We start from the raw sequence: 20,415 nt of genomic DNA, 5'->3' as shown, positions 1-20,415 counted from the left end.
TTTAACTTCCTAGTGCTATTGTGCTTATAGTCTGTAGCAATTCGTGTTTTTTTAATTCATCGGTATACTAGCGCTATTGTTTTAACTGGTTTTAGTCATGATAAAAATCGACCTCATGCTTGCAGAGCAACCATTAACCCTTATGGTATCTGGGCAAAAAATAGTACAAATATTCCATAATCAACAAGCTATAGCATTTGAAAACCCTAAGGATAATTATGTTGAATTTGCTTTATCTAACCAAAGAATAGGTATAGATAGCTCGCAGATTCAGGAGCAATCACTTTCGTTATTTGTAGATGGTGTGTTTGCTACACAGCTTGCTTTACCTGCGCCGGTAAATAGCCAGCCCAAAAAAGGCTTTTTAGGGCTCGCGGCACTGGGCTTTAAGTTATTTAAAAGTGCAAAAGTAATTAAAGTGGCACTGGCCGGTGCATCGGTTGCCGGCTATGCCTGGTTATTCAGTATTGAATTTGCATTAATGCTAATTGCCTGTTTAGTGGTACATGAGTACGGGCACGTTAGGGCCATGAAATATTTTGGCATTAAAACCAAGGGTATTTACCTTATTCCCTTTGTAGGCGGGTTGGCTGTAAGTGACGATAAAATAACAACACGCTGGCAAGATGTAGTTATATCCCTCATGGGGCCAGCCTTTGGTTTGTTTACATCAGTGCTGGGTGTAGTGCTTTATTACGCCACTGAAATGGATATATTTGCCGGCGTTGCAGTACTCAGTGCCTTATTGAATTTGTTTAACCTTTTGCCTATTTTACCGCTTGATGGCGGCCATGTACTAAAAAGTATCAGCTTTTCAATGCGCTCTTGGGTCGGTTTAAGTGTGTGTTTACTCGGTGTGTTATTTGGCTTATGGCTTAGTTATACATTTGGCTTAATGTTACTGGTGTTCTTTTTGTTTGTTGGCGCACTGGAAATTGTGTTTGAATGGCGAGGCCGACATTACTCGCATTTATTGCCGCTTGATAAATACGGCCAAGGTTTTTCAGCTGCTATGTACGCTATTGTAGTTGCAGGCCATGTGGCAGTAATGATGCACTTTGCCGATTCAGAGAATCCAATACTTAGCCTGCCGATGACTATTTTATCGAGTTAATAGTTATACGCGCAGTATCCCTAAATACTGCGCGTAATGAGGGTTTAGTAAAAGCTCAACACGAGTGATATGAACACCCCTGTAACAAATAGCTGCACTACACAAAACCCCATAATATCTTTTGCTTTTAAGCCGGCTATTGCCAGTACAGGTAATGCCCAAAAAGGTTGTATTAGATTAGTCCACGCATCACCCCACGCAACAGCCATAGCAACGCGTGATATATCGGCGCCCAGCTCTTGTGCTGCGGGTATAACAATAGGTGCTTGTACTGCCCATTGCCCGCCGCCAGAAGGTACAAACATATTTACTAGGCCTGCACTTATAAAGCTAAAAAATGGCAAGCTATCGGCATCTGCTACGGCAATAAAACCACGCGATATTTGCTGGGCTAAACCGCTGTCGACCATAACGGCCATAATACCTGCATAAAACGGAAATTGAATAACAATACCTGCGCCGCTAGGAATTGCTTGTTGTAAGCTATTAAGTAAGTTATGGGGTGTTTGGTGTAATGTAATGGCTAAAAACAAAAACACTGCTATAACGCTATTAAGATTTAAGCTACCGCCTGCAATTACAAAGTAATACGCCAAATAACACAGACCGAGCAAGCCAATTGCTATGCCTAGCAGTTTACTGTGTTCTAAATGTTGAGCAGGGCGGGTTACATTTTCATTATTAGCGGGGATCTCTTTTATTAGCGCAGGGTCTACATACACGCTGTTTTTATTACTGGGTAGCATGTAGCGGTTAACCAGCGGCATAATGATAAATAAGCCAATGAGTATGGCTATGTTAAAACCAGCAAACAGGGTTTGTTCAGTACCAATTATACCAATGCTACTTTGTGAAAAGTGGCCTTGCGTGGCTATAGTGAGCGGTATAGAGCCGGCTAAACCGCCATGCCATACTACGAAACCCGAATAGGCACTGGCGACTAACAGCCTGTAATCAACCTTGGTTTGCTTAGCAATGGCTTTAGCAAATAAAGCGCCAATCACTAAGCCAAACCCCCAATTTAACCAACTTGCTAATAACGAAATAAGCGTGACTAAAATTATTGCTTTTGGCGGAGTATTGGCAAGTGTAGCTAGTTTTTCTAATAGTTTACTTACAGGCGATGTACTTGCCAGCATATAGCCTGTGATTAGCACTAACAGCATTTGCATAGCAAAGCTTAGTAGGTTCCAAAAACCATTACCCCATGCGTTGATAACTTCAATACTTGTGGCAGGAGTAAATAGGCATGCCCCTAGCAAGGTAATAATGCTTAGCAATATTACAAATATAAAAGGGTCGGGTAAGTAGCGCTCTACTAATTTGGTAAACGGTGTGGCAATTTTATTAAGCATAATGTGTCTGTATGTTTTTTCGTCCTCTTATAATTAATCATGCTATGAAGGTATTAGCAAACCCACATTTAGTCTTATATTTGTAGGGTCTGCTTATTTTCTAGGGTGGGAAAGCTGTAATCTACAGCGGTTTACAGATCTTACTTAAAAGCTTAAACGTTGCTTAAATGCATGGCTTACAGTAACGTACTGTTTATAGATAATTTACTAACAAAAATTTGTATTATGCTGGGAATATTTAAGAGGCTAACGCTACTTCTTCGTGCTCATATCGATCAGCTGAGTTGGCAAGCGGTGATGCTCGCAATACTTGCTCATATGTTAGTGACTTGGGGGCTACTGCTCATTGCAAATGAGCAAGCGCTTACTTCGTTTGCAACCTACTTTTACTACTATACAGTCACTACTTCAACTGTGGGTTATGGCGATTTTAGTCCAACTAGCGAGCTAGGTCGTTGGGTGGTGGCATTAATACAAATTCCGTTTGGATTAGCTTTATTTGGCGTTCTGTTAGGAAAAACAGGGCAAACAGTGACTTACTTAATTAGGCGCGCTATGACTGGTGATAAAAACTTTGCTCACAGTAACAACCATATTATTATTTTTGGCTGGCACGATACCCGAACAAAAAAAATGATTGATTATATTCTTGCCGATACTAAACGTACTGATCGCCGTATTTTATTGGCGGTAACTGAGCAAATGGAGCACCCATTTTTAACCAACGAAAATGTCGACTTTGCCCGCCTTACCAGTTTTACCGATTTAGAAGAACTTGAACGTGTTGCTATAAATCGTGCCGACAAAATTATTATTGATGGGCAAGATGACAACCAAACATTTACAACAGCATTGCGTATTAGCCGCTTAGTCAAAAGTGAATGTCACATTAGTGCGCATTTCTTAGATGAAACTAAGGTCGATATGCTACTAGAGCACTGCCAAAATGTGGAATGTAGCAGTGCTAAGTCGGCTGAGATTTTAGTGCGCTCAATGCAAGACCCTGGTTCTAGCCGTGTACAAGAAGAGCTATTATCTACGTTACATGGCGACACGCAGTTTAGTTTAGCTATTCCTAGTGGGTGTGATGAAATGGAGTTTGGTACTTTGTTTCACCATTTTAAGCATGACTATAATGCGATTTTGTTAGGGGTAGCGCACAATTTAAGCGCGCAAAATATGGATTTAAACCCACCGCTTGATTACAAAGTAAATGCAGGCGATATACTTCATTATATTGCTCTTGAGCGTGTGCTAACAAATGAAGTTGATTGGCAAAGCTTGGCAAAATAACCAAGGCCTAGATTAAATAATGAATGAAGTAGTATTTTTAATAATTATTTTAAGTGCTTATATTTTACCCGTGGTAATTGTGGTTAATAGTAAGCGTACCCAAGGCCACGAAAAAAATGGTTGGTTATTAGGCGTAATTATTTTTTCGTGGTTGGGGCTTTTTATGTATTTTACTATTGTGCCCAAGCAGGGGCATAAAAAAAGAAAGAAGAATAAACCATCGTAGGCCTATTCTAGCTGTTTGAGTTTGTGCTCAACCAGCGGGTCATCCGGCACGATTTGTTGAGCAACTTCTAATAACTGAATAGCATCATTTGGGTGTTCATCTTGATGTTTAAGAGCCACGTCAATCAGTGGCTGAATATCTATTTTGGCCTGATGCTCTTGCACATGCTCTTCTTTTTCATCTGCTAAAATTTGATGTGCCGTACTTAATAACGCCAAGCGGTGAGGCGAGCTCGCGTTTGCTTTATTTAGGCTTTGGTAATACTCCTCCTTTAGTCGCAAGGTTTTAGTTTGCAAACGAAACTGCGCTATATCAATTTGCTGGTGGCGAATAAAATCAACGGCTACTTGTTTGTAAAAGCCAAACTTAGTGAGGTAGCTGGCATGAGTGCCGTGCCCCATACCAAATACACGTAAATGAGTAAGTTGAGGGTATCGTTTTGCATGTAAGCGGTCTATTTTATTGGTGGGGTCATAAATTATGTAACCCTTAGCATGGCCTAAATCAACATCGTTATATTCACTTTGCCAATCAAACTGCTGCGCAAGCTCAGTGCTTGAGCGGTTATCCCACGGCACTATTTCAGTGTTTTTGGTGCTAACTGGGTGAAAAAATAGTACTTGATCAAGCTTTAATAATTTAGCAAATGCACCCACAGCAAAACCACCGCGGCTAAGGCCATAGCCTAATCGGCTCTTGAATGGGCTAAGTAGTGTCGATAACTGCTCTAAAAAGAAAATTAAATTACGGCTTCTAAACCAATTACTTTTGCCTAAATGCTGAAACGCAATAATATTAACATTTTGTTTTTGCGCTAAGTGATAGCCCCAAGGGGCAAAGTCATCGGTTAGATCGTGTTCTTTGAGGTTGGTGCCCGCGGGTGAGAAAGTAAAAAGCAGGGGCTTATTTAAATCAACAAATTCGTATTTTACGTACACATCGCCGAGTAGGTCACTGCCAGACATGGGCAGCCTAGTTTGTTGTTCATCACGGCAAAGCGTTAACCATTCATCTAACCAATACAGTAGTTTCATTAATCCCCCAATTATAACTCGCGGGGGATCGTATCAAACACGGCTAAATGAGGTCAAACATAGTCAAAACTACCCTCTTAAACGTTCGGGTATTGTTATGGCTAATTGCTCATAGCTATTATTTGCTCCCAATCGTTTTGAGTGACTGGCATTACCGACAGTCGGCCCGCCTTTTTAAGGGCTAGTTCGTTAATTGCCTCGTTAGCTTTAATGTCTTTTAAACTAACCCGTTTATTTAAATGGCATTTATAGGTTACCTCAACAGCAAACCAGCGAGGGTTATCGGGCGTCGCTTTTGCATCGTAATAATCGCTATTTAAATCAAACTGGGTTGGATCGGGATAAGATTCTTTAGTAACGGTTGCTATACCCACAACGCCTACGTGTTTACAACTAGAGTGATAAATGAATACTAAGTCTCCTAGTTTTATATCATCGCGCATAAAGTTACGTGCTTGGTAATTACGCACACCTTCCCACAAGGTGGTTTGCAGTGGCGCTTTTTTTAAATCATCAATCGAAAAAGCATCGGGCTCAGTTTTAAATAGCCAATAATTCATAGCCTTACTCATTTAGTTAGATTTACATACATGTATTGTATAGTATCATTAACTTATCTGGGGATTGAGAGAACAGCAAATGAGCCAAGTATTAGATGATTTATTGTCGTTATTGTCACTTGAAGAAATTGAACAGGGTTTATATCGCGGTCAAAGCCAGGATTTAGGGTTTAGAGCGGTATTTGGTGGTCAAGTTATGGGGCAGGCATTATCTGCAGCAAAAGAAACACTACCAAAAGGACGCGTTGTTCATTCATTACACTCTTACTTTTTACGCCCTGGCGATGCGGCAAAGCCGATTGTTTATGATGTAGAAACTATACGCGATGGTAAAAGTTTTAGTACTCGACGTGTGAGCGCCATTCAATATGGTAAACCGATTTTTTATATGACCGCATCGTTTCAAGGGGAAGAAGACGGCTTATCGCATCAAGCAACTATGCCTAATGTACCGCCCCCTGAAGAACTGCGCTCATCGCTTGAGTTTTACCAAGAAAACGCCCATCACATACCCGAGGCTATTCGTAATAAATTTATACGGGAAATGCCCATTGAAATGCGCCCGGTGACTTTTCATAATCCGTTTAAACCTGAGGTTATTGAACCAGTAAAACATATTTGGATTAAAGCCAATGGCGATATGCCAGATGACCAACGCATTCATAATTACTTATTAGCGTATGCCTCTGACTTTGAGTTTTTACCTACTGCATTACAGCCGCATGGCGTATCGTTTATGCAGCCAAATATGCAGGTGGCAACGATTGACCATGCGATGTGGTTCCACCGCCCATTTAGAATGGACGATTGGATTTTATACACCATAGACAGCCCAAGCGCTAGCTCTGGGCGAGGCTTAGTGAGAGGCCAGTTTTTTGACCGCCAAGGCAATTTAGTCGCATCAACTATTCAAGAAGGGGTGATGCGCCAGCGCTAAGTTAATAACGCTATTTACTATTATTTATAGTGCGCTGTGAGCGCTTAGGTTAAATAACGAAACTTACAAAAAAAGCCTCAATATTTTGAATATTGAGGCTTTTTAATGGTATTTAGTTAATATGTTTAGCGTTAGTTACATTGATCTTGCACTATGTCGCTAACCGATTGCCATATACGAGCCGGTAGCAAGGTTTTTAAGTACATGTATATTTCGCACAGCTGTGTGCTGCCGTGAATACCATTCTCACCATCGGTAATTAACAGCTCACCGCGTAAATTGTCTATAAAGCTTACCAGCACTTTTTTATCAAAAAACTCTGGTGTTTTTATACCATGCAAGGTGCCCAAACGGTTTGCCAGCACTTGGCTTTCTCGCTCAAGCTCAGCCTTTTCAATACCGTTACTGGTTTGAATAAAGCCCACAACAATAGCGTAGCGTTGCAACGTAAAGCTAAGCGACCTTCCTAGCATTTCAAGCTTGGCTAACGAATCATTCGTGTTAGTTACATGAATAGTATCGCCATCAAGCTCAATTAAGTTTTGATCGCTAAAGTTGGCCAAAATACGCGTAATGTAGTTTTCATCAAGTGGCTGTAAATACCACTCTTTGGCAAATAAAGGGTAAAAAGCAGAAACAAGCTTTTGGCATTGCTCAACCGTACTACTGTGTTGCTTAAATAAGTGCAAAGCAATCAGGCTTGGCACGGCAAATAAGTGCAAAATATTATTACGGTAATAGTTAAATAAAGTTTTTTCTTTATCGTTAATTGCAATAATTTCACCAAATTCATCGCTAATAACATCAAACTTATTAAGCTTAATAGCGTGTGTTAATAGCTGCTCTGGTGTTTCATCGGGTGCCGTTACTTTATTACTATAGCTTGCATCGCGTTGTAAGCGCAGGTAAAAATCAAGCTGTGCTAATAGCTTAGGTTTACTTAGTGCGTGCTTGTCGTTAACTAGCAAAATCATAGCCAGTAAATTCACAGCATTAAGAGCTGCAGCATTATTAATTTTTACCATTACTTGGTCGGCAAGCGCCGCCACTTGTGGACCTAGCCATTGTGGCTTTTGTACATCAGTTGGATGTACAGCATCGCGCCAATCAGGTTGGTTATCGTTTAAGTATTGGTTGATAGAAATAGGGTCGCCAAAATTTAGGTAACCACGGCCATAGTTTTTAAGGTTTTTAATGGCTTTAAAAATACCAAAAACTGACTCGCCTTTTTTATCTTTACCGGCAAGCTCTTTTAAATAAGTATTAATTTCCATCACATGTTCGTAGCCAATGTATACCGGCACAATAGATACAGGGCGATCTATGCCGCGTAGCATGGCTTGCAACGTCATCGCAAGCATACCGGTTTTTGGCGGTAGTAATCGGCCAGTGCGGCTGCGCCCACCCTCAGTGTAAAACTTAACTGAGTAGCCTTTAATAAATAGCTGGCTTAAATATTCTTTAAATACGGCAGAGTAAAGTTTATTACCGGCAAACGAGCGGCGAATAAAAAATGCCCCTGAACGACGAAAAATACCGCCGGCAGGGAAAAAGTTAAGATTAATACCCGCGGCAATATGCGGCGGCACCAAACCTTGGTGGTATATAGCATAGGTAAGTAACAAATAATCCATGTGGCTACGATGGCACGGCATATAGATTATCTCGTGACCTTTATTAGTAAGCTCATGGATTTGCTCGGTGTACTTTATATCTATACCGTTGTAGAGCTTAGTCCATAGCCAGGTTAAAATTCTGTCGCCTACGCGTATCATCGCCTCAGAATAATTAGCCGCTATTTCATCTAGTAGTTTTAACGCGTTTTGGCGTGCTTCTGCTTGACTTATCCCTTTTGACTTTGCTTCATCTTGAATCGCTTTTTTTATAGTAGGTGAAGCTAAAAGTGAGTTAAATAATTGCTCACGCGAGGGCATTTTAGGGCCGGTAGCGGCCAGTTTTTGACGCTTAAAGTGCACACGAGCAACACGCAATAGTTTTTGTGGTAGCTCGTTAACATCGGCTTTTTCATTCACAATAAGTGATAAATCGAGCGGTTGGCTAAAGCGAATAAAATTATCGCGCCCAGAAAAAAGCACAACAAAAAACTTTCTAAACCAGCTAGGCGTAAGCGAGTGGGTAATTAAGGTACGAATTCCCGGCTTTTCTTTACCTGGGTCGCGTCCCCATAAAATAGTGACTGGCACCACCTGTACATTCTTTTGGCCGCTATTTAGTAAATGTTCAATTATTTGTTTACCCTGAGACAGGGCCGCAGTCGGCTTGGCGGTATCGCCAAATAACGGTGGTGGGTTTTTAATACCTATAAAACGTTCAAGCTCTTGGTTTCCTAGAGTCTGATAGTCGCATGGGTTAGGCAAGCCATGCTTTTTACATACATTAGTAAGGGCAGCTAAATCGAAGCGCGAATTTAACCGAACTATATAAAAAGTAGGATGCTCCGGATTTAGGTCATATTGTTCTATTGGGCTTTGGGGAAGGACCTTACTTTTTACCAAAACACGGCTTACGCAGCTAGTAAGAAAATTCAAACAATAATTTAATAAACGCATCGACTCACCATATTGAGAGTATTAAAAGCAAAATTAGCGCATAGGATACCATAATATCTATAAAATCCTGTAATTTGCGTAATCGGTTAAATTATAAGCTTAGGACTGATTCGGTGCCGAGCAATTCAATTATAGCTATAAATAACTGGCGGCGGTTATTCGCACAGCTTTGCCCCCGTAATTAAATTGCAATTAGTTGTTGCATTTATCACCAATATCACTATAATACGCAGGCTTTCAAGATTCCTCTGGAACTTGAAGGGATAAATTAAGCTTGGATTTCAAGCTAATAAACAGGAGTTCCGATTTGGAACTCATCGTAGATATAAATTAACAACCGGCATCTTAATTATTAAGATTGTTTCGGTCGTTTTTTTATGCTCTTTAAATGCTCTTTATATTGAGGTTTAAGAATGTCAAATCAACGCATTCGTATTCGCCTAAAAGCTTTTGACCACCGTTTGATTGACCAATCAACGGCGGAAATCGTGGAAACTGCGAAACGCACAGGCGCACAAGTACGTGGTCCAATCCCACTACCTACACGCTTTGAACGTTTTACTGTACTAACTTCACCGCACGTAAACAAAGATGCGCGTGATCAGTACGAGATCCGCACCCATAAACGTCTGATCGACATCGTAGAACCAACTGACAAGACTGTTGACGCATTAATGCGTTTAGATCTTGCTGCTGGTGTTGATGTTCAAATCAGCCTGGGTTAATCGAAAGATTAGAGAGGTTATAGGAAAATGGCATTAGGTCTAGTCGGTCGTAAAGTGGGTATGACACGTATCTTCACTGAAGATGGTGTATCTATCCCTGTGACAGTTATCGAAGCGACTCCTAACCGCATTGCTCAGATCAAATCTGACGCAACAGACGGTTATAACGCGCTTCAAGTAACCGCAGGCACTAAAAAAGCAAGCCGTGTAAACAAAGCAGCAGCGGGTCATTTCGCTAAAGCTGGTGTTGAAGCGGGTCGCGGTCTGTGGGAATTCCGCCTAAATGGTGGTGAAGGCGATTTTGAAGTAGGCGCTGAGCTTACTGTTGAATTATTCAACGAAATCAACAAAGTTGACGTAACCGGTACTTCTAAAGGTAAAGGTTTCCAAGGTGGTGTTAAGCGCTGGAATTTCAGCATGCAAGACGCTACACATGGTAACTCTCTATCTCACCGTGCTCCTGGTTCAATCGGTCAAAACCAATCACCTGGTAAGGTGTTTAAAGGTAAGAAAATGGCCGGTCATATGGGTGCTGAGCGTGTAACGACTCAAAACTTAGAACTAGTTCGCGTTGACGCTGAGCGTAACTTGCTTTTAGTTAAAGGTGCAGTACCTGGCGCTATCGGCGGTGACGTTATCGTTAAACCAGCTGTTAAAGCATAAGTCCTGGAGATTTAGTGATGGAATTAGCAATTAAAGACGCTTCTGGCGCTCTTGAAGTTTCTGAAGCTACTTTTGGACGTGAGTTTAACGAAGCATTAGTACACCAAGTAGTTGTTGCATACGCAGCAGGTGCTCGTCAAGGTACTCGTGCTCAGAAGACACGTTCTGAAGTAAGCGGTGGTGGTAAAAAACCATGGGCTCAAAAAGGTACTGGCCGTGCACGTGCTGGTACAATCCGTAGTCCAATTTGGCGTTCAGGTGGCGTTAGCTTCGCAGCTAAACCACAAGACCACAGCCAAAAAGTAAACCGTAAAATGTACCGCGGTGCGATCAAAAGCATCTTATCTGAATTAGTTCGTCAAGAGCGTTTAATCGTTGTTGAAAGCTTTGGTTTAGAAGCACCAAAAACTAAAGAACTAGTTTCTAAGCTCAAAGAACTTGAGCTTAAAGATGTTCTTATCGTGACTGAAGAAGTAGATGAAAATCTTTTCTTATCGGCACGTAACCTGTACAAGGTTGACACGCGTGATGTAGCTGGTATCGATCCTGTAAGCTTAATTGCTTTCGACAAGGTACTTATTACAGCTGCTGCTGTTAAGCAACTTGAGGAGGCGCTAGCATGATCCGTGAAGAACGTCTTTTAAAAGTGATCCTTGCTCCACATATCTCTGAAAAAAGCACAATTGCTGCTGAAGAAAACAACACGATTGTTTTTAAAGTAACAAATGACGCAACTAAAGCTGAAATTAAAGCGGCAGTTGAGAAGCTTTTTGAAGTAGAAGTAACGGGTGTTCGCACACTTAACGTTAAGGGTAAAACAAAACGTACTGGCATGCGTTTCGGTCGTCGTAGCGACTGGAAGAAAGCTTACGTTACTCTTAAAGAAGGTAGCGAGCTAGACTTTGTCGGCGGCGCCGAGTAATAAGGGGAGTTAGAATTATGGCACTTCAAAAGTGTAAACCAACTTCTGCGGGTCGTCGTCACCTAGTTAAAGTGGTTAACCCAGATTTACATAAGGGTAAACCTTACGCTCCACTTTTAGAGAAAAACTCTAAATCAGGTGGTCGTAATAACAACGGTCGTATTACGGTTCGTCACATTGGTGGTGGTCATAAGCATCATTACCGTGTAATCGATTTTAAACGTACTAAAGATGGCATTCCTGCTACTGTTGAGCGTTTAGAATATGATCCAAATCGTAGCGCAAACATCGCTCTTGTATTATATGCAGACGGTGAGCGTCGTTACATTATCGCACCAAAAGGCTTAAAAGCTGGCGATGCAATCCAGTCTGGTGTTGATGCACCAATTAAAACTGGTAATGCATTACCTATGCGTAATATGCCTGTAGGTTCGACTGTTCACAACGTAGAATTAAAACCAGGTAAAGGTGCTCAAATTGCACGTTCTGCTGGTGCATACGTTCAAATCCTTGCGCGTGATGGTCAATACGTAACATTACGTCTTCGTTCTGGCGAAGTTCGTAAAGTACAATCTGATTGTCGTGCAACACTTGGTGAAGTAGGCAATGCTGAGCATATGCTTCGTTCACTTGGTAAAGCAGGTGCAAATCGCTGGCGTGGTATCCGTCCGACAGTTCGTGGTGTTGCCATGAACCCGGTAGATCACCCACACGGTGGTGGTGAAGGTCGTACATCTGGTGGTCGTCATCCTGTGTCTCCATGGGGTAAGCCGACTAAAGGTGCTAAGACACGTAAGAACAAGCGTACTGATAAATTCATCGTACGTCGTCGTACTAAATAATAGTTGAGGAATAGCCATGCCACGTTCTCTCAAGAAGGGTCCATTTATAGACCTACACTTGCTGAAGAAGGTAGAGAAAGCGTTGGAAAGCGGTGACAAGAAGCCAATTAAAACTTGGAGCCGTCGTTCAATGATCATACCTAACATGATCGGATTGACCATCGCTGTCCATAATGGTCGTCAGCACGTTCCTGTGTTTATCACAGACGAAATGATCGGTCACAAACTGGGTGAATTTGCACCAACTCGCACTTACCGCGGCCATGCTGCGGATAAGAAAGCGAAGAAACGTTAAGAGGGGAATGATAAATGCAAGCATTAGCTAAACATAAATTCGCCTCTGGTTCGGCGCAAAAAGCACGTCTAGTTGCAGATCAGATCCGCGGATTACCTGTCGATCGCGCTCTAGAAATCCTGGCGTACAGCCCTAAGAAAGCGGCTGTATTAGTTAAAAAAGTACTTGAGTCTGCTATTGCTAACGCAGAGCATAACGAAGGTGCTGACATTGATGAGCTTCGTGTAGCTACGATTTTTGTGGACGATGGTCCTACAATGAAACGTATTATGCCACGTGCTAAAGGACGCGCAGACCGCATCCTTAAGCGTACAAGCCACATCACTGTTGTGGTTTCAGATAGCTAGGAGTATAAGTAATGGGACAAAAAGTTCATCCTACTGGTATTCGCCTAGGTATATCTAAACCTTGGGTTTCTACCTGGTACGCGAGTTCTAAAGATTTCTCTGATCAGCTTTTTGGCGATCACAAAGTACGTACTTTCCTTACTAAGGAATTAAAAGCGGCTTCTGTGTCTAAAATCGTTATTGAGCGTCCAGCTAAATCTATCCGTGTAACAATTCATACGGCTCGTCCGGGTGTTGTTATCGGTAAAAAAGGCGAAGACGTAGAAAAATTACGTCAAGCGGTAACTAAGATTGCTGGTGTACCTGCTCAGATTAATATTTCTGAAGTACGTAAACCAGAATTAGATGCACAATTAGTTGCAGACGGCATTGCCTCTCAACTAGAGCGTCGTGTTATGTTCCGTCGCGCTATGAAGCGTTCGGTACAAAATGCAATGCGCATCGGTTCTAAAGGGATCAAAGTTGAAGTTAGCGGTCGTCTTGGCGGCGCAGAAATCGCACGTTCAGAATGGTATCGTGAAGGTCGTGTACCTCTACATACTCTTCGTGCTGATATCGACTACGCAACTTCTGAAGCCTTAACCACTTATGGTATCATTGGTGTTAAAGTTTGGATCTTCAAAGGCGAAGTTATTGGTGGTTTACCACTAGTACAAGAGCAAGAGAAGCCAGCTAAACGCGCACCAAAGAAAGCCAAAAAAAGTGCTAAGTAGAGGTAGCGAGTAATGTTACAGCCAAAACGTACAAAATTCCGTAAAATGCACAAAGGCCGCAACCGCGGTTTAGCGCAAAACGGTAACAAAGTAAGCTTCGGTACTTTCGGTTTGAAAGCTACTGGTCGTGGCCGCATGACTGCTCGTCAAATCGAAGCAGCTCGTCGTGCTATGACGCGTCACGTGAAACGTCAAGGTAAAATCTGGATCCGTGTCTTCCCTGACAAGCCGATCACAGAAAAGCCTCTTGAAGTTCGTATGGGTAAAGGTAAAGGTTCTGTTGAATATTGGGTTGCTGAAATTCAGCCTGGTAAAGTACTTTACGAAATGGAAGGTGTTTCTGAAGAGCTTGCTCGTGAAGCATTTGACCTTGCAGCTCGTAAACTGCCATTCAAAACAACTTTCGTAACTCGGACGGTAATGTGATGAAAGCAAGCGAACTAAAAGACAAAAGCGTAGAAGAGCTAAATGCTGAACTTCTAGGACTTCTTCGTGAGCAGTTTAACCTGCGCATGCAAGCAAGCACTGGTCAGTTAGCTCAGACACACACGCTAAGAACAGTACGTCGCGATATCGCGCGTGTAAAAACAATTATTAACCAGAAGGCAGGTCAATAATGAGCGATAAAATTCGTACTCTTCAAGGCCGTGTAGTAAGCGACAAGATGGAAAAATCTTTCACTGTTGCTATCGCACGTTACGTGAAGCACCCAATCTATGGGAAATTCATCAAACGTACTACTAAGCTACACGTACATGACGAAAACAACACAGCAAAAGCGGGTGACGTAGTTACTATCCGTGAATGCGCGCCAATTTCTAAGAATAAATCTTGGACTTTAGTAGACGTTGTTTCTAGTCCAAAACAAGCTTAATTTTTAAATTAAGTAAGTTTTGTAAAAAGCCCTGGCATTAGCCGGGGCTTTTTGTGTGTAAAGAAAGAAGCGATAAGCGGTAAGTTTTTAGCTGTAAGCTGCTCAAAGTGAATATGAGCACCGCAGTTTGGCCTGAGCCTAGGGCATTTCTTAGAATAAAAGAGCCATTAATACGCAATAGTCTAAATACCAACCTGCATTAATAGTAAGCTGAATTGAGGGGGGAACAGTCACTGCTGACGTTAAAATTGCTTACAACGCACTATCGGGGTTTTAAATTAATAAACCTGTGTCTTTGTGAAAGCAGGGCTATAACAAAAGATATTACTATGCACACGGCAGAGCCTACCACTATGAAGCGGTTCTCGATACGACTAACCTGCCTTTCTCCTACAATTTGATAGGTCACATCTCCCTCTATAAAGCGCTCGCCTTGGTATTGCTGAGTGATATTAAATGCTAAAAAGTCATCTAACTTTGCTTGATAGGTGAAGTAGGTTTGTGGATAAAAAATTTCATATGTTGCACATAACCACGCTATCAGCCCGCACATAAATAAAGTCAGGCTCATAATTAAAGTGATGTTTGAAGGCGTATGTTTAGCTGAATTTATAGGTAGGCATTTGTCAAAACAGGTTTGGCCATAGCAAAGTTTAAGCTTTTCAATCACCTCAGCTGAAGGGATAAACTGTCCATTTTCAAGCTTTGAAAGGTACGACTGTTGAATTCCAATTTCACGGGCTGCATAAGCTTGCGTCCACTTTTTATCTGCTCTAAGGCGCTTCAACTCCATTCCTAATGCTTGCATACCCTTTGCTCTTATTTAATTAGTTAAGCGTTTTATTATCGCTAAAATTTGTATTTATAAATAGCCTAAAAGCGCATATTCATGCTTATTAATATAAAGAATATTATGAATATTAATAGCTTATGTTCACTTTAACAAAATATAAGGTATGCTCAATTCGATTTTAATAAGGAGATATAATATGTCTAATAAATTCACTAGTGCTATTTTAGTGCTTATCAGTTCACTGTTTTTTACAAACTCTAGTTACGCAGAGCCTGTTTTTGCAATTAAAGCCAGTATTTATAAATTACAGAATGAGATTACGGTAGATAGTAAAATAGAACAGGCTTTAAAAAACCTAAGCCCCACGCATCAGCCTCAGCTACTCACGCTATTAAATAAAAGTGCAATGATAGAAATTGGTGATGATACTCAAATGACGGCGCTTGAAGTAAAGCCAAACGCAGAGGGAACGCACTTTAACGCCAGCCTGAAGTTAAAAGAGCAGATTGGCGGCAAGTGGGAATCTATTTCTTCTTTTATGCCGCAAATCCCAAATGGGCAAACAGTGTATTTAAGCCGCACCTTTACAGATAAAGTATGGCTGATAAAAATTACAGGCAAGCGCTACGAATCAATAGCGCGTGCAGAGCAGGCCTTAAATCAAAAGTAGTGCCTGCTAATTTACCGCACAGTAGAGTGGCTGAAAAAAGTTTTATATAAGTTTGCTGGTAAAGAATAGCGGGCACGTTAGTATGCGCTATTAAAGGTACAAGGAGTGTAAAATGACTAAGCAAACAGTGTTGATTATAGGTAATGGTCCCGTCGAAAAGGATGTAAGTAAAGCCTTAAGCAGCTTTGATAGAGTGGTGCGCTTTAATATGTGTGCAAATATGCCTGCAAACTTAGACCAAAAATGTACTGATTTATGGCTAGTAGGAAGAGGTAAGCAAGGCGCAATGCTTTGCGCAGCGTTTCCAGGTATAGATATAACGCAGCTGAAAAATGTCATGATCACCGACCCAAAACCTAGCTTATTTACCCAACCTTTTTATAAGCTAATTAACCGCAGGGGCTGTATTGACCATGGTGATGAAATAATGCGCAAATATAGCCCGCACGCCAACGTGAGCCGCATCGCCCAGCACGATAAAACAGCATTATTAAAACACTTATATACGTTTGGTAAACCTGCTTTTAGAGCTATAACACCCAGTTCGGGAACGTTAGCCATTGAGTACTTTTTAAAGCAGCAAGCACAGGTGCATATTATCGGGTTTGGTTTTAAAGGCTGGAAGCGTCATCCGTGGGATTTAGAAAAGCAATATGTAGCGTCACTTATTGCCAAACAAAAAGTACAGTTATTAAAAAGCCCCAGTTAGTGCTGGGGCTAAAAGTTATTACCAAATCATCTCAACAAATTCAGGGTGATCGATATATGGGTTGCGATTCCCCTGAAACTCAAAAGCTGCTTGGTTTCGGTCAAGCTCCATTTGGCTAACAGGGTCGGCGTTATGCCAGTTTAGTAGCATAGCTACCACCCAACTCTCGAATACTTGATTACTAGTACCGTTAAGGACTGCATTACTGGCTGTTGTGTTGTTTTGCCACGAGCCAATTACGTTCTCATAGCGAGTTGCCATGTAAAAGTATGCGCGTGCAAAGTCGCCTTTAAATTCATCAATGGGTTCAAAAACCGTTCCTGCGTAATTTAATGAACTAGTGGCACTGCCTAATTTACTGCCATTTGTTGATGTGAACGTTGCGCTTGCTACTTCACCAAACGGGAAGTTACTGCGTTTTGAATTAACATACCCATCGGTAGCGTAGATGTGGTGCACGTCTGAATTCATTGGTTCAACAGTGCCACCAAACCAGCTTTTAGGGAATGAATGCTCACGGTTATAGCAATCGGCTTCACTGTTATAAGTACCACACTGATCGCTCACCGCGGTATAGGTATAGCTGTCGCTACCATTTGGCTTTTCACTATACATATCTAAAATACTGTTATCGTTTTCAAAGTATTTATCGCGTGCTGAGGAGTCGTAAAAATTCCAAATAGCTGAGTAACCTTGCGAGCTGTGATTTTTGATAATGTTATAAAGCTCAGTTTTTAATGCATAGCCTGATAAACCCTGAGTTGTTACGTAGTAACCTGTGGGTGTTGGGTTAGTGCCGCCACCAGTATCACCGCCAGAGCCACTGCCTAACTCAAACGTGGTGCTATCAGTGCTGCTAAAGCTTGCACCGCTTGCAAGCTCTGTAGAGCCATAAGTTAGGCTATAGCTACCGTTACCAACATTACAGCACATACCGTCGCCATAACTGTCGCTCATAACTAAAGAGTAAGTACCATCAGTTAAACAAAGTTGCTCGTTGTATTGCGTATTTGAGGCGTAGCCACTGCCGTTTGCGATACCGCTACCTTGGCTGTTATTAATCACCCAGCTGGTTTCGCTGCCGTAGTTATCGGTATTAAGTGTTAAGGTAAGGCTATGGTCGTTACAGCTGCCTGAAGCGCCACCGTCTGTATTAGGCAAAAAGTTATCTACATAAACGGTTTCATTGCCGTCAAAGCCGCTCATATCGTAAAACCGTAAACCCACATTAATGGTTTTGTTACTGCTTGGCGTATAGCTATGGCTAATTGTTTGCCACTGGTTAGTTTGCGCTTGGTTAGAGTACCCTTGGTAACCATCTACATAAAGGCGAGCTCTTATATTTCCTTCAGTGTGATATACATCCACGGAGAAATCATATGTTTTGCCAGCCTCCACACTGACTTGTTGTAATAAGTCGGTATTGCTTTGCGAGCCGGTGGTTACGTTAACAGCTGCTGCGCTGTTTGCGTTATTTATGATACTGGTCGAGCGCGATACATTAATGCCGCTATCAATGGTGGTCCATGCATCAGGCGCATTGCCTGTCCACTGCTCAAAGCCGCCATTTGTGATATTGGCCATTGCTGGGGTGGCGGCAATGAGTAATGCCGTAGTAAGTAGTTTATTTTTATATGTCCCGTGTGACATGATTGTTCCTATTTTTATAGTTGAGTAAATAACATACACTATCTGCGTTAGGTTACAAAATTGTTAAATGAAAAATTAATAAAATAGCAATAATAAGCCTTTAAGCTGTTTTTGAAGGTCTTAATATAAATTAATAACTAAATGGAATAACAAAGCAGATTCTATTCTTTTTTTCTCACCGCATAGCCCGCTATCCTGCACACTAATAAAACCTCAGCAGAGTTACTCTGGGTGGGGTAAAACTCATTTTGAACAGCGCATAACGTGGGCTGTATGTAATTTTCAGGGTTATGGGGAACAAATTCATGTTGTTAGGTCAACTTAACGCAGCGGCAAGCCCGCTATCGCAAGAGCAAGTACAAAAGCTGCAAGGCTTAGTGGCAGAACTTAATCCGATTCAGCAGGCGTGGGTAAGTGGTTACTTAGCAGCAAATGCAAACGCGTCAGCTCTTGGTGGGCAAACGCCTACGGCCGCTGCAGGCGATGCTGCACCGTTAACTATTTTGTATGGCTCACAAACGGGTAATGCAAAAGGTGTGGCGACTAAGCTTAAAGAGCAAGCAGAGTCGCGCGGTTTAGCTGTAAAACTTGTGAGCATGTCTGACTACAAACCTACAGCCCTGAAAAAAGAAAAGTTTTTAACCGTTGTTGTATCTACCTACGGTGAGGGGGAACCACCTGAAGACGCTGAAACATTGTATGAGTTTTTAACCACCAAAAAAGCACCTAAGCTTGATGGTGTTAAAGTCGCCGTACTTGGTTTAGGTGATTCTAGCTATGAGTTTTTCTGTCAAACAGCAAAAGACTTTGAAGAGCGTTTAAACAAACTTGGCGCAGAAACTATTTTCCAACGTGCCGACCTAGATGTTGATTATGATGACGAAGCAGCCACGTGGATCACGGGTGCACTTGATGCATTCGAACCTGATTTAAAAGCACAGCAAGACGCAGTAGGCGGGCAAGTCGTTTCTATGCCATTTGGTGCGCCAACAGCGGCAGCAAGCCAATACACTAAGCAAAATCCATTTGCGGCAGAGCTTGTTACCGTACAAAAAATTACAGGGCGTGATTCTACTAAAGATGTTCGCCATGTTGAGATTTCGCTTGAAGGCTCAGACATTACCTACTTACCTGGTGACTCATTAGGTGTGTACTTTTTAAATGACGAAGCGCGTGTAGATGAGCTACTAACACACACGCAAATCGATGCAAGTGCACAGGTAAAAGTGGGCGAAGAGTCATTGTCTATTCGCGATGCATTAATCGAAAAGTTAGAGCTTACTCAGTCATACCCAGGCTTTGTAGAAAAATACGCAGTTGCAACGGGCACACCTGAGCTACTTAAGCTTGTAGAAGATAAAGCTGCGATGCGTGAATACATTGAACCCCGTCAAATCTTTGATGTAGTGGCACAAAATCCTGCAAAAATAGATGCACAAACCTTAGTTGATTGCCTACGTAAACTACAAGCGCGCTTGTACTCAATCGCTTCAAGCCAAAGCGAGGTTGAAGAAGAAGTGCACTTAACGGTAGGGTTAGTTGAGTTTGAAGCCTTTGGCAGCGAACATTTAGGGGGATGCTCTGGTTATTTAGCGCGTCGTGCTGAAGAAGGGTGTAAAGTTAAAGTATTCAGTGAGCATAACGATAACTTCCGCTTACCTAGCGATGATAATACCCCCATTATTATGGTTGGCCCAGGTACCGGTATTGCGCCATTCCGTGCATTTTTACAAGAGCGTGACTCGCGAGAAGCACAAGGCAAAAATTGGCTATTTTTTGGTAACCCACACTTTACACAAGACTTCTTGTACCAGGTAGAAATTCAGGGTTATTTAAAATCAGGCCTATTAAGCAAAGTTGACGTTGCATTTAGCCGTGACCAAGCCGAAAAAGTATACGTACAAGACAAACTACGCAAAAACTCAAAAGAAATTTTTGAGTGGCTAGAAGCGGGTGCGCATTTTTATGTGTGTGGCGATGCAAACCGCATGGCAAAAGATGTACACAATGCCTTAGTTGATATCATCAGCGAAAACACCGGTAAAAGCTACGAAGACGCCGAGCAATATTTAAAAGACTTACGTAGCGCTAACCGCTATCAGAAAGACGTGTATTAATCACGT

At 41.8% G+C, this 20,415-nt stretch carries 24 protein-coding genes; 18 read left to right on the top strand and 6 right to left on the bottom strand.

Annotated elements, in window-relative coordinates:
- Window positions 1–97: 97 nt before the first annotated feature.
- Window positions 98–1,114, top strand: coding sequence for a metalloprotease (locus CWC17_RS03115; protein WP_138541540.1), 1,017 nt, complete (start codon window positions 98–100; stop codon window positions 1,112–1,114).
- A gap of 44 nt (window positions 1,115–1,158) precedes the next feature.
- Here the strand turns inward: CWC17_RS03115 and CWC17_RS03110 are convergent, their stop codons facing one another.
- Complete coding sequence (locus CWC17_RS03110) at window positions 1,159–2,469, bottom strand: short-chain fatty acid transporter (protein ID WP_138612063.1); 1,311 nt, start codon at window positions 2,467–2,469, stop codon at window positions 1,159–1,161.
- 225 nt (window positions 2,470–2,694) lie between these two features.
- On the opposite strand from CWC17_RS03110, the gene CWC17_RS03105 reads away from it, so the two are divergent.
- Both CWC17_RS03105 and CWC17_RS03100 read left to right on the top strand, forming a co-directional pair.
- Complete coding sequence (locus tag CWC17_RS03105; RefSeq protein ID WP_138541549.1) at window positions 2,695–3,762, top strand: potassium channel family protein; 1,068 nt, start codon at window positions 2,695–2,697, stop codon at window positions 3,760–3,762.
- 19 nt (window positions 3,763–3,781) lie between these two features.
- Complete coding sequence (locus CWC17_RS03100) at window positions 3,782–3,988, top strand: PLDc N-terminal domain-containing protein (protein WP_055016525.1); 207 nt, start codon at window positions 3,782–3,784, stop codon at window positions 3,986–3,988.
- A gap of 2 nt (window positions 3,989–3,990) precedes the next feature.
- Here CWC17_RS03100 and CWC17_RS03095 read toward each other — a convergent pair whose 3' ends face one another.
- Window positions 3,991–5,022 carry a cytosolic protein gene (locus CWC17_RS03095; protein WP_138612062.1) on the bottom strand — a complete coding sequence of 344 codons (1,032 nt, stop codon included), beginning with the start codon at window positions 5,020–5,022 and terminating at the stop codon, window positions 3,991–3,993.
- Between the two features lie 101 nt (window positions 5,023–5,123).
- A complete protein-coding gene (locus CWC17_RS03090) occupies window positions 5,124–5,582 on the bottom strand; it encodes an EVE domain-containing protein (RefSeq protein ID WP_138612061.1) in 459 nt (152 codons plus the stop codon).
- A 79-nt stretch (window positions 5,583–5,661) separates the two neighbouring features.
- On the opposite strand from CWC17_RS03090, the gene tesB reads away from it, so the two are divergent.
- A complete protein-coding gene (gene tesB, locus CWC17_RS03085; RefSeq protein WP_055016522.1) occupies window positions 5,662–6,519 on the top strand; it encodes an acyl-CoA thioesterase II in 858 nt (285 codons plus the stop codon).
- A gap of 131 nt (window positions 6,520–6,650) precedes the next feature.
- Here the strand turns inward: tesB and plsB are convergent, their stop codons facing one another.
- Window positions 6,651–9,089 (bottom strand): glycerol-3-phosphate 1-O-acyltransferase PlsB, encoded by a 2,439-nt coding sequence (gene plsB / locus CWC17_RS03080; protein WP_138612060.1) that lies wholly within the window; start codon window positions 9,087–9,089, stop codon window positions 6,651–6,653.
- Between the two features lie 413 nt (window positions 9,090–9,502).
- Between plsB and rpsJ the strand changes: the two genes are divergently transcribed.
- From rpsJ to rpsQ, 11 genes are read left to right on the top strand one after another with little or no spacing between them, the layout of a single operon-like run.
- Entirely contained in the window at window positions 9,503–9,814 is a 312-nt protein-coding gene (gene rpsJ / locus CWC17_RS03075; RefSeq protein ID WP_002957900.1) for a 30S ribosomal protein S10, read from the top strand.
- Window positions 9,815–9,841: 27 nt separating this feature from the next.
- Window positions 9,842–10,477 (top strand): 50S ribosomal protein L3, encoded by a 636-nt coding sequence (rplC, locus tag CWC17_RS03070; protein WP_004588685.1) that lies wholly within the window; start codon window positions 9,842–9,844, stop codon window positions 10,475–10,477.
- 17 nt (window positions 10,478–10,494) lie between these two features.
- Window positions 10,495–11,100: a 50S ribosomal protein L4 gene (rplD, locus tag CWC17_RS03065; protein ID WP_004588686.1), complete on the top strand. Its 606-nt coding sequence runs from the start codon at window positions 10,495–10,497 to the stop codon at window positions 11,098–11,100.
- Complete coding sequence (gene rplW / locus CWC17_RS03060; RefSeq protein ID WP_004588687.1) at window positions 11,097–11,399, top strand: 50S ribosomal protein L23; 303 nt, start codon at window positions 11,097–11,099, stop codon at window positions 11,397–11,399. Before rplD ends, rplW begins: the two co-directional genes overlap by 4 nt.
- A 17-nt stretch (window positions 11,400–11,416) precedes the next feature.
- A complete protein-coding gene (rplB, locus tag CWC17_RS03055) occupies window positions 11,417–12,241 on the top strand; it encodes a 50S ribosomal protein L2 (protein ID WP_055017711.1) in 825 nt (274 codons plus the stop codon).
- A 16-nt stretch (window positions 12,242–12,257) separates the two neighbouring features.
- Entirely contained in the window at window positions 12,258–12,536 is a 279-nt protein-coding gene (rpsS, locus tag CWC17_RS03050; RefSeq protein WP_010376377.1) for a 30S ribosomal protein S19, read from the top strand.
- Between the two features lie 14 nt (window positions 12,537–12,550).
- Window positions 12,551–12,883 carry a 50S ribosomal protein L22 gene (gene rplV / locus CWC17_RS03045; protein WP_055016519.1) on the top strand — a complete coding sequence of 111 codons (333 nt, stop codon included), beginning with the start codon at window positions 12,551–12,553 and terminating at the stop codon, window positions 12,881–12,883.
- Window positions 12,884–12,894: 11 nt separating this feature from the next.
- A complete protein-coding gene (gene rpsC, locus CWC17_RS03040; RefSeq protein WP_004588691.1) occupies window positions 12,895–13,596 on the top strand; it encodes a 30S ribosomal protein S3 in 702 nt (233 codons plus the stop codon).
- Window positions 13,597–13,608: 12 nt separating this feature from the next.
- Window positions 13,609–14,022, top strand: a complete 414-nt coding sequence (rplP, locus tag CWC17_RS03035; RefSeq protein WP_002957890.1) for a 50S ribosomal protein L16 — start codon at window positions 13,609–13,611, stop codon at window positions 14,020–14,022.
- On the top strand, window positions 14,022–14,213 hold the full coding sequence (gene rpmC, locus CWC17_RS03030; RefSeq protein ID WP_004588692.1) for a 50S ribosomal protein L29: 192 nt from the start codon (window positions 14,022–14,024) through the stop codon (window positions 14,211–14,213). Before rplP ends, rpmC begins: the two co-directional genes overlap by 1 nt.
- Window positions 14,213–14,470, top strand: coding sequence for a 30S ribosomal protein S17 (gene rpsQ, locus CWC17_RS03025; RefSeq protein WP_004588693.1), 258 nt, complete (start codon window positions 14,213–14,215; stop codon window positions 14,468–14,470). The genes rpmC and rpsQ overlap by 1 nt, the downstream gene beginning before the upstream one ends.
- 262 nt (window positions 14,471–14,732) lie before the next feature.
- Here the strand turns inward: rpsQ and CWC17_RS03020 are convergent, their stop codons facing one another.
- Entirely contained in the window at window positions 14,733–15,278 is a 546-nt protein-coding gene (locus CWC17_RS03020; protein ID WP_138541535.1) for a helix-turn-helix domain-containing protein, read from the bottom strand.
- A gap of 181 nt (window positions 15,279–15,459) precedes the next feature.
- Between CWC17_RS03020 and CWC17_RS03015 the strand changes: the two genes are divergently transcribed.
- Together CWC17_RS03015 and CWC17_RS03010 are read left to right on the top strand one after the other, a co-directional pair.
- On the top strand, window positions 15,460–15,933 hold the full coding sequence (locus CWC17_RS03015) for a hypothetical protein (RefSeq protein WP_055017713.1): 474 nt from the start codon (window positions 15,460–15,462) through the stop codon (window positions 15,931–15,933).
- Window positions 15,934–16,045: 112 nt separating this feature from the next.
- Window positions 16,046–16,642 carry a hypothetical protein gene (locus CWC17_RS03010; RefSeq protein WP_138612059.1) on the top strand — a complete coding sequence of 199 codons (597 nt, stop codon included), beginning with the start codon at window positions 16,046–16,048 and terminating at the stop codon, window positions 16,640–16,642.
- Between the two features lie 18 nt (window positions 16,643–16,660).
- Here the strand turns inward: CWC17_RS03010 and CWC17_RS03005 are convergent, their stop codons facing one another.
- A complete protein-coding gene (locus tag CWC17_RS03005; protein ID WP_138612058.1) occupies window positions 16,661–18,292 on the bottom strand; it encodes an HNH endonuclease signature motif containing protein in 1,632 nt (543 codons plus the stop codon).
- Between the two features lie 305 nt (window positions 18,293–18,597).
- Between CWC17_RS03005 and CWC17_RS03000 the strand changes: the two genes are divergently transcribed.
- Window positions 18,598–20,409: an assimilatory sulfite reductase (NADPH) flavoprotein subunit gene (locus CWC17_RS03000; protein WP_138612057.1), complete on the top strand. Its 1,812-nt coding sequence runs from the start codon at window positions 18,598–18,600 to the stop codon at window positions 20,407–20,409.
- Window positions 20,410–20,415 lie beyond the last annotated feature (6 nt).

The sequence above is a fragment of the Pseudoalteromonas sp. S3785 genome (assembly GCF_005887365.1).
Taxonomy (GTDB): domain Bacteria; phylum Pseudomonadota; class Gammaproteobacteria; order Enterobacterales; family Alteromonadaceae; genus Pseudoalteromonas.
Note: the sequence above shows the minus strand (reverse complement) of the source record. Positions and strands in the feature narration are given on the sequence as shown.

Bases quoted from the DNA above. Each gene is read 5' to 3' on its own strand.
- rplB (WP_055017711.1), top strand. From the start codon at position 11,417: ATGGCACTTCAAAAGTGTAAACCAACTTCTGCGGGTCGTCGTCACCTA.
- CWC17_RS03020 (WP_138541535.1), bottom strand. From the start codon at position 15,278: ATGCAAGCATTAGGAATGGAGTTGAAGCGCCTTAGAGCAGATAAAAAG.
- rpsJ (WP_002957900.1), top strand. From the start codon at position 9,503: ATGTCAAATCAACGCATTCGTATTCGCCTAAAAGCTTTTGACCACCGT.
- rpsC (WP_004588691.1), top strand. From the start codon at position 12,895: ATGGGACAAAAAGTTCATCCTACTGGTATTCGCCTAGGTATATCTAAA.
- CWC17_RS03100 (WP_055016525.1), top strand. From the start codon at position 3,782: ATGAATGAAGTAGTATTTTTAATAATTATTTTAAGTGCTTATATTTTA.
- CWC17_RS03095 (WP_138612062.1), bottom strand. From the start codon at position 5,022: ATGAAACTACTGTATTGGTTAGATGAATGGTTAACGCTTTGCCGTGAT.
- plsB (WP_138612060.1), bottom strand. From the start codon at position 9,089: ATGCGTTTATTAAATTATTGTTTGAATTTTCTTACTAGCTGCGTAAGC.
- rpsQ (WP_004588693.1), top strand. From the start codon at position 14,213: ATGAGCGATAAAATTCGTACTCTTCAAGGCCGTGTAGTAAGCGACAAG.
- rplP (WP_002957890.1), top strand. From the start codon at position 13,609: ATGTTACAGCCAAAACGTACAAAATTCCGTAAAATGCACAAAGGCCGC.
- CWC17_RS03005 (WP_138612058.1), bottom strand. From the start codon at position 18,292: ATGTCACACGGGACATATAAAAATAAACTACTTACTACGGCATTACTC.
- rplD (WP_004588686.1), top strand. From the start codon at position 10,495: ATGGAATTAGCAATTAAAGACGCTTCTGGCGCTCTTGAAGTTTCTGAA.
- rpmC (WP_004588692.1), top strand. From the start codon at position 14,022: ATGAAAGCAAGCGAACTAAAAGACAAAAGCGTAGAAGAGCTAAATGCT.
- rplV (WP_055016519.1), top strand. From the start codon at position 12,551: ATGCAAGCATTAGCTAAACATAAATTCGCCTCTGGTTCGGCGCAAAAA.
- rpsS (WP_010376377.1), top strand. From the start codon at position 12,258: ATGCCACGTTCTCTCAAGAAGGGTCCATTTATAGACCTACACTTGCTG.
- CWC17_RS03015 (WP_055017713.1), top strand. From the start codon at position 15,460: ATGTCTAATAAATTCACTAGTGCTATTTTAGTGCTTATCAGTTCACTG.
- rplW (WP_004588687.1), top strand. From the start codon at position 11,097: ATGATCCGTGAAGAACGTCTTTTAAAAGTGATCCTTGCTCCACATATC.
- tesB (WP_055016522.1), top strand. From the start codon at position 5,662: ATGAGCCAAGTATTAGATGATTTATTGTCGTTATTGTCACTTGAAGAA.
- CWC17_RS03010 (WP_138612059.1), top strand. From the start codon at position 16,046: ATGACTAAGCAAACAGTGTTGATTATAGGTAATGGTCCCGTCGAAAAG.
- CWC17_RS03090 (WP_138612061.1), bottom strand. From the start codon at position 5,582: ATGAATTATTGGCTATTTAAAACTGAGCCCGATGCTTTTTCGATTGAT.
- CWC17_RS03000 (WP_138612057.1), top strand. From the start codon at position 18,598: ATGTTGTTAGGTCAACTTAACGCAGCGGCAAGCCCGCTATCGCAAGAG.
- CWC17_RS03105 (WP_138541549.1), top strand. From the start codon at position 2,695: ATGCTGGGAATATTTAAGAGGCTAACGCTACTTCTTCGTGCTCATATC.
- rplC (WP_004588685.1), top strand. From the start codon at position 9,842: ATGGCATTAGGTCTAGTCGGTCGTAAAGTGGGTATGACACGTATCTTC.
- CWC17_RS03110 (WP_138612063.1), bottom strand. From the start codon at position 2,469: ATGCTTAATAAAATTGCCACACCGTTTACCAAATTAGTAGAGCGCTAC.
- CWC17_RS03115 (WP_138541540.1), top strand. From the start codon at position 98: ATGATAAAAATCGACCTCATGCTTGCAGAGCAACCATTAACCCTTATG.